3 protein-coding genes and 1 pseudogene are annotated in these 2,703 nt (G+C 71.0%); all 4 read left to right on the forward strand.

The window, feature by feature from the left end; all coding sequences use genetic code 11:
* A pseudogene (locus PKE44_RS15960) lies at window positions 1–390 on the forward strand (hypothetical protein); the annotation flags it as partial.
* A 4-nt stretch (window positions 391–394) separates the two neighbouring features.
* Window positions 395–1,921: a type I-U CRISPR-associated protein Csb2 gene (csb2, locus tag PKE44_RS15965; protein ID WP_324553099.1), complete on the forward strand. Its 1,527-nt coding sequence runs from the start codon at window positions 395–397 to the stop codon at window positions 1,919–1,921.
* A 109-nt stretch (window positions 1,922–2,030) separates the two neighbouring features.
* Entirely contained in the window at window positions 2,031–2,213 is a 183-nt protein-coding gene (locus tag PKE44_RS15970; protein ID WP_324553101.1) for a type II toxin-antitoxin system HicA family toxin, read from the forward strand.
* Between the two features lie 48 nt (window positions 2,214–2,261).
* Entirely contained in the window at window positions 2,262–2,687 is a 426-nt protein-coding gene (locus tag PKE44_RS15975; protein ID WP_324553104.1) for a type II toxin-antitoxin system HicB family antitoxin, read from the forward strand.
* The last annotated feature ends 16 nt before the right edge of the window (window positions 2,688–2,703 follow it).

Below are 2,703 nucleotides of genomic sequence, written 5' to 3' on the forward strand. Positions count from 1 at the left end.
ATCACCGCCTTCTTCAACCTCGACCTCGCGCAAATCCGCGGCTACGGCCTCGGGGCTGCCGCCGAACAACTGCTGATCGCCGTGGCACTGCTGAAGATCCGGCTGCTGCTCGACGAGGGTCTGCGCCTGCGCACCGCCTGCGACCTCGAATGCGTGGAGCTGCGCATCACGCGCCCGGCCGGCTGGACGCTGCCGGAGCGTGCCGAACTCGAAGCGGCCTTGCCGGGACTGATCGAAGCGGTTGCCACCGCCGGCGGCTTCGCCGAGCCACGCGCGACGCCGGTGCGCTGGGAAAAGGGCAAGTCCGCCGGCAAGCCGAAGAAGGGCAAGGAGGCGAAGAAGCCGGAGGACGGCGACGACGACAGTCAGACCGGCCTCGACCTGGGCTGACGCGATGCTCGCGATCGCCTTCCGCTTTCCCGGCGGGCGCTACCACGCCACGCCCTGGGGCCGCCACGTCAACGAGGCCGCCGTCGCCTGGCCGCCCGAACCGTGGCGGCTGCTGCGCGCGCTGCTCGCCGTCTGGCACCGCAAGCTCGATCCGGTGCGCTGGCCGCGCGCGCAGCTCGCGGCGCTGCTCGACCGGCTCGCCGCGCAGCCCCCGCAATTCCACCTGCCGCCGTCGATGCCGGCGCACAGCCGCCATTACCTGCCGACCCGCGACAAGACCACGCTGGTATTCGACGCCTTCCTGCGCATCGAGACCGGGCAGCCGGTGCATGCCGTCTGGCCGACGCTCGAACTCGACGCCGAGCAGCTCGAACTGCTCGATACGCTGCTCGACGGCCTCGGCTATCTCGGGCGCGCCGAAAGCTGGGTCGAGGCCGTGCGCGAAGCACCGCCGGCCGGACGGCGGCCCGACTGCGTGCCGGTCGAGGCCGATGCCGATGCCGAAAACGACGGCGGCGGCGGCGACGGCGGCGAAATGCTGCGGCTGCTCGCCGCCCGTCCGGCGGCCGGCTACGCCGGGTTCCGCAGCCGCGCGCTGACCGAGTTCGGCCGCGCCCGGCGCATCGCCGACACGCTGCCGGCCGACTGGCTCGATGCGCTGGCCGTCGAGACCGGCGCGCTGCAGAAAGCCGGCTGGAACCGCCCGCCCGCAGCCATCGAGATTCCGTATCGCCGCCGCCCGGCACGACCGTCCGCACCCCGGCACGACCGCCGCCCCGGGCCGGCGATCGACACGGTGCGCTACGCGCTGTACGGCCGGCCGCTGCCGCGCATCGAGGATGCGATCCGCGTCGGCGAATGGCTGCGCAGCACCGTCCTGCGCGCCTGCCACCCGCCGGTGCCCGCGCTGATCAGCGGCCACGACCTGCCGCCCGGCAATCCCCACGCCCATGCCTTCTGGCTCGCCGAGAGCGCCGGCGGCGACGGCCGCATCGACCATGTGCTGATCCACGTGCCGGACGGCATCCCGGCCGGGGTGTTCGGCGTGCTGGCCGATCCGGGCGAACTGCGCGAACCGGCCCGGCGCAGGTCCGCCGGAGACGGCGATGCCGACGACACCGACACCCGCGCCTGGCAACTGCTGCCCGAATGGTTCGGCCGCGCCGCCACGCCACCGGACGGGGACGCCGGGCGGCTGCTCGGCAAGGCCACGGTCTGGCGCAGCACGACGCCGTACCTGCACCCCTGGCATGTGAAACGCGGCTTCGGGGCCGCCGAGCAGATACGGCGCGAATGCCGCGAGCGCGGGCTGGCGGAACCGGAAGTCCGGGAGCTGGAGCACATCGAAGTCGCCGGCCGCCGGCTGCGCCCGCTCGATTTCCACCGCTTCCGCCGCAAGCCGGTCGCCGTCCAGCCCGACGCCCGCGGTCACGCGCTCGAACTGCGCTTTCCGGAACCGGTCAGCGGACCGCTGGCGCTCGGCTTCGGCTGCCATTTCGGACTCGGGACGTTCGGACGCGGCGAGGGCTGAAACCGCTCACCCGGGGACAGACATCTGACCCGCCCGTCATCCTCCGGCGCCTGTTTACTCGACATCACTTCTGTTGTATTTCGCCTTTAGCAAACCAAGAGGCCGGAGGATGAAGTACAGCGAGTTCGTCAGATGGCTGAAGAGTCACGGCGCCGAGATCAGTCAGGGCAAGGGTCGTCACTACCTGAAGGCGACGTACAACGGCAGGACGGTGCCGGTGCCATACCACGGGGCGAAGGAAATCCCTGAAGGCGTCCGGAAATCGATTCTGAAACAGCTGGGGCTCAGTTGATGCCCGGTTTCTCGCTGGCTTTGCCCCCGGCCGCAACAGGAGACCACCATGCTGGCCTATGCCCTGAACGTCGTCCCCGACACCGTCGGGTTCATGAGCACCTGCCGTGACCTGCCGGAATTCGTCGGGGTCGGCGACAGCATCGAGGATGCCCTCCGGCTTGCCGTCGAGGGGCTGGAAACCACGATCGGCATCTACATCGACGAACGCCGCCCGGTGCCGATGCCTTCTGCGCCCGAGCCCGGCGAACACGCGGTCTACGTGCCGGCGCTGACGGCCGCGAAGGCGCTGCTCAGCAACGCGATGATCGAAACCGGCTGGCGCAAGGCCGATCTCGTGCGGGCACTCGGTGTCCACCCGCCGCAGGTCGATCGTCTGCTCGACGTGAACCACCACTCAAAGCTCGACCAGATCGAAGCGGCCCTGCTCGCACTCGGCCGTCGGCTGGTCGTCGAGGTGCAGCGGGCAGCCTGAGCGCAGCCCGCCGGCA

The sequence above is a fragment of the Plasticicumulans sp. genome, assembly GCF_035331805.1.
In the GTDB taxonomy this organism is placed as follows: Bacteria; Pseudomonadota; Gammaproteobacteria; order Competibacterales; family Competibacteraceae; genus Plasticicumulans.

What these genes read in the sequence shown, in the direction of transcription:
- PKE44_RS15975 (WP_324553104.1), top strand. Translation starts at nt 2,262, where the DNA reads ATGCTGGCCTATGCCCTGAACGTCGTCCCCGACACCGTCGGGTTCATG.
- PKE44_RS15970 (WP_324553101.1), top strand. Translation starts at nt 2,031, where the DNA reads ATGAAGTACAGCGAGTTCGTCAGATGGCTGAAGAGTCACGGCGCCGAG.
- csb2 (WP_324553099.1), top strand. Translation starts at nt 395, where the DNA reads ATGCTCGCGATCGCCTTCCGCTTTCCCGGCGGGCGCTACCACGCCACG.